The 4,333-nt window shown below is 51.3% G+C and carries 4 protein-coding genes; all 4 read left to right on the top strand.

The annotated features are described in order from the left end of the window. Nucleotides 1-44 precede the first annotated feature (44 nt). The 4 genes from OB13_RS13735 to OB13_RS13720 all read left to right on the top strand — a co-directional run bounded on the left by OB13_RS13735 (nt 45) and on the right by OB13_RS13720 (nt 4,199). Nucleotides 45-428 (top strand): hypothetical protein, encoded by a 384-nt coding sequence (locus OB13_RS13735; RefSeq protein WP_461490739.1) that lies wholly within the window; start codon nt 45-47, stop codon nt 426-428. Nucleotides 429-433: 5 nt separating this feature from the next. Next, nucleotides 434-2,254, top strand: a complete 1,821-nt coding sequence (gene mutL, locus OB13_RS13730; protein ID WP_461490738.1) for a DNA mismatch repair endonuclease MutL — start codon at nt 434-436, stop codon at nt 2,252-2,254. Between the two features lie 133 nt (nt 2,255-2,387). Then, complete coding sequence (locus OB13_RS13725; RefSeq protein ID WP_461490737.1) at nt 2,388-3,146, top strand: rhomboid family intramembrane serine protease; 759 nt, start codon at nt 2,388-2,390, stop codon at nt 3,144-3,146. 129 nt (nt 3,147-3,275) lie between these two features. Continuing rightward, the gene (locus OB13_RS13720) at nt 3,276-4,199 is read left to right on the top strand and encodes a rhomboid family intramembrane serine protease (RefSeq protein ID WP_461490736.1); all 924 of its coding nucleotides are present in this window, start codon (nt 3,276-3,278) and stop codon (nt 4,197-4,199) included. Nucleotides 4,200-4,333: the final 134 nt, after the last annotated feature.

The raw sequence follows: 4,333 nt of genomic DNA, 5'->3' as shown, positions 1-4,333 counted from the left end.
TCCTAGGCTAAAACTCTTCAACATTCTGTACTGGTATTATAATATTGGAACAAGTCGAAATTAAGGCTAATTTTGCAGAAGGCGGTTCAAAAACTGAGATTTATTCTCAGCGGCACTGCCCTCAGCAGACCAAAAAGAAGGTGGAGGACGGGTGTCCGCCGGCCCGGAAAGTGACAATTAATGCAGCCTTTCCCATTGCTAACGGTGCGCAACCCGCGATCCATACACACTGCTTTTGCAAAAAATCAGGAGAACAGGCAGTCAAACTTTTTACAATTTTCAGCCTCTTTTCACTATCGGTCTGTAAATTAGTAATAAATTTAATTCTGAATAAGTTCTGTTTTTACAAAATAGTATATTCAAAAACCTGGCCGCTTTTAGCGGAGGCGGGTTTGGGAGTGCCACAGCAACAACCAGATTTTGACTAGAGCGGATGTCCGACATTATACATTTATTGCCTGATTACCTTGCCAACCAGATAGCCGCTGGTGAAGTGGTACAACGGCCCTCCTCGGTGGTAAAGGAACTACTGGAGAATGCCATAGATGCCCGCGCCACCAGTGTGCAGCTGATCGTGAAAGATGCGGGAAAGCAACTGGTACAGGTAGTGGACAATGGAATAGGTATGTCGGAAACGGATGCGCGCATGAGCTTTGAGCGCCATGCCACATCCAAGATCAGCTCGACAGAAGATCTGTTCCGGATCCGGACGATGGGTTTCCGGGGAGAAGCCATGGCATCGATCGGGGCGGTAGCCCAGGTAGAACTGAAAACAAAGCCGCACGGTGCCGAAACCGGGACCCGCCTGCTCGTCGAGGGCTCTGCTGTGGTAGGCCAGGAGCCTGCTGCGGTGCCTGCCGGTACTTCCATAGCGGTCAAGAACCTTTTCTTTAACGTACCTGCCCGCCGCAATTTTCTGAAGACGAATGCGGTGGAGATGCGCCATATACTGGATGAGTTTCAGCGCGTGGCGCTGGCTTATCCTGAAATTGCTTTTTCGCTGCATCACAATGAGGTAGAGATCTTCAGCCTGCCGGCCGCAAAGCTGAGCCAGCGCATTGTGGGCGTGTTTGGCAACAACTACAAGGAGCAGATGGCCGGTTGCGAAGAAGAAACCCCCTTTATGAGTGTGCGGGGTTACATCGGCAAGCCGGAGTTTGCCAAGAAGACCCGGGGAGAGCAGTTTTTCTTTGTCAACAACCGTTTTATCAAGAGTGGCTACCTGAACCATGCGGTAACGCAGGCTTACGAGGGGCTTCTGCCAAAGGAAAGCCACCCGTTCTATGTGCTCTTCATCGACATTGAGCCGGAGCGGATCGATATCAACGTGCATCCGACCAAAACCGAGATCAAATTTGAGGACGAAAGAACCGTTTATGCCATCGTGCATGCTGCCGTACGGAAATCCCTGGGGACCCACAACATAGCGCCCTCCCTTGACTTTCAGAGCGATGTGAATTTTGCCCCCTTGCAGCCCATACGGGTGCAGGCTGGTGGCAATGAGTTTGAGCAGGAGGGGACCTTCTCCGGCTTCAAGGTACCCGCTTCCCCCAAACGAGCCAGCTCCGATGGCTGGGAACAGCTCTATGAGCCCTTGCGGCAGGGACAGTCAGGCGGAGCGGAGCGTATCACGTCGGCTTCGGGCATGAACCTGCTCGACGATGCCTTTGCCGTTTCGCCCGCTACCTCCAGCAAAACCTTACAGGTGCACCAGAAGTACCTGCTGGTGCAGGTGAAGTCCGGGGTGATGATCATCGACCAGCAGGCGGCCCAGGAGCGTATCCTGTATGAAAAGTATGTGGCCTCGCTGCAAAAAAAGATGGTCACCTCACAGGCCTTGCTTTTCCCGCAGACCGTGGAGCTCTCACCTGCTGACGCGACCCTGGTGAAAGAACTGTCGGCTGAGTTCCTGGAACTGGGCTTTCAGTTCGAGGATTTTGGCGGCAACACCATCATCCTGAATGCTGTACCTGCCGATGTGCAGGCGGCCAATGAAAAAGAGCTGCTCGAAGAACTGATTGAGCAGTATAAAAACAATTTGGCTACTTTGAAGCTTGATAAGCGGGAAAACCTGGCCCGGGCGATGGCCAAACGGCTTGCTTCCAAGCTGCAGCCGCGTATGTCAGACCTGGAGATGAACTCGCTCGTAGACAAGCTCTTTGGCTGTGAAGTGCCCAACTATACCCCCGGTGGTCAGAAGACCTTGGTGATCCTGGAGCTCGGCCAACTGCAGGAGCTTTTCCTGAAAGGGTAGTTTAATTGTTAACTTGTTGATTGTTAACTTGTTGTTTTGTATCGGGAGTTTAAGAACTTCTGGTACAGGTATAGCCGACAGTACGACAGCCAACGTGATAAATTGAGAGAATAAGATGTTCAACATAACCCCCATGGTCAGGAACCTCCTGATCATCAACGTAGTCGTTTTTATCTTGCAGGGCAATCTATTTGATGCCCGGCAGTTTGCGCTGTATAACTTTTCCTCTGACTATTTCCAGCCGATTCAGCTGTTTACCCATATGTTCCTGCATGGCAGCTGGAGCCACCTATTCAGCAATATGTTCAGCTTGTTCATATTCGGCCCCTTGCTGGAACGCTTCTGGGGTTCGCAGCGCTTCCTGGCCTTCTACCTCATCACGGGTCTGGGTGCCAGCCTGCTCTACTCAGGCGTGCGGTCCTATGAGTTGCACCAGGTGCAGTCAGAAGCAGCGCAGTATGTCGAAAGCCCATCCCCAGCCGGCTTCTATAGCTTTATGGAGTCCCACTATGCAGGCGGCTACGAAAAACGTTTTGCCATAGAATACCAGCGCAACCCGGACAGCGAGGCCTATATTTCAGAAAGCAAAAAAGCCGTTACACAAGTATTCAAGCAGGCATTCAATAGCCCGATGTTGGGAGCATCCGGCGCGGTCTTTGGTCTTCTGATGGCCTTTGGTATGTTGTTTCCAAACTTAGAGCTGTTTCTGCTGTTTCTTCCTATACCCATCAAGGCCAAGTATTTTGTATTGCTTTATGGGGCGTATGAACTCTATGCCGGCTTCAACAGAGTGCCGGGTGATAATGTAGCACATTTTGCACACCTCGGAGGTATGCTGTTTGCGTATATACTCATAAAAATGTGGCAACGCAACGATTACCAGGATACGTAATGTAAACATCAGAGCAAGACTTTAGACATCAAGGCAGATACAGATTAAGAGCCACTTTTGGGAGCAGCGTCCTTATGCGCACACCTTCACCTGAAGCCTTTATTTCTGTCTTACCAGCTAACAGGTACAATGAGTATTATCCAAGACATAAAAGATTCTTTCCGGCAGCCCAACAACACACTTAAGCAGCTTATCCTCATCAACGTCATTGTTTTTGTGGCGCTGATCGTGCTTCGGACGGTGCTGTACCTGACCAGCAGCAGCTGGGCATATAGCGGGCTCATGCGCTTTATCGCGCTGCCATCAGACCCCCTCGTTTTCATCACCCGTCCCTGGACGATCATTACCTATTTCTTTTCGCACGAAGGTTTTCTGCACATCATCTTCAACATGCTCAACCTGTACTGGTTCGGGCAGCTGATCCGGGAGTACCTGGGTGAGAAGAAATTGCTCAGCCTCTACATACTGGGCGGTATAGCAGGTGGATTGCTGTACATGCTGAGCTATAACCTGATCCCTTACTTTGCGGATCGGGCAGCCTTTGCCGTGATGATCGGTGCTTCGGCCAGTGTGCTGGCTGTGGTAGTAGCGGCCGCTACGTTGTTGCCTAACTTCACTTTCAACCTCATCCTGATCGGGCCGGTGCGCATCAAGTACATTGCGGCGTTTCTGGTCATACTTTCCATCTCGGGAGCAGTAGGCGACAATGCAGGCGGTAACATCGCTCACCTGGGTGGTGCGCTCTTTGGTTGGTTGTTTATCAAGCAGTTGCAGCGGGGACGCGACATGGGCCGTCCTTTGCACAGTACGTTCGGCTTCTTTACCAACCTGTTTAAGCGCAGGCCAAAGCTGAAAGTGACGCACCGGCAGAGGGCTACCGTGGGCAATGATTCTCCTTCTTCGTCTTCCTATAGCAGCAGTTACGCCGGCAAACCCAGCCAGATGGAAATAGACCGCATCCTGGATAAGATCTCCAGTTCGGGCTATGAGAGCCTCTCCAAAGAGGAGAAGCAGAAGCTTTTCCAGGCCAGCCAGAAAGATTCAGAGGTATAGCAACCTGTTGTTAGTTGCATCGCTTCGCCTGTTGGTGCGAGCTTGCAAGCTCGTACTTTCTGTGCATTTGGCTCCATCAGGCTTGCTACTAGTTCTGTTGCATAGCTTCACCTGGCCGGTGGGGCCTTACTTTT

The sequence above is a fragment of the Pontibacter sp. HJ8 genome (assembly GCF_054824225.1).
The sequence above is the reverse complement of the archived record's forward strand: the minus strand, read 5'-3'. Positions and strand labels throughout refer to the sequence as shown.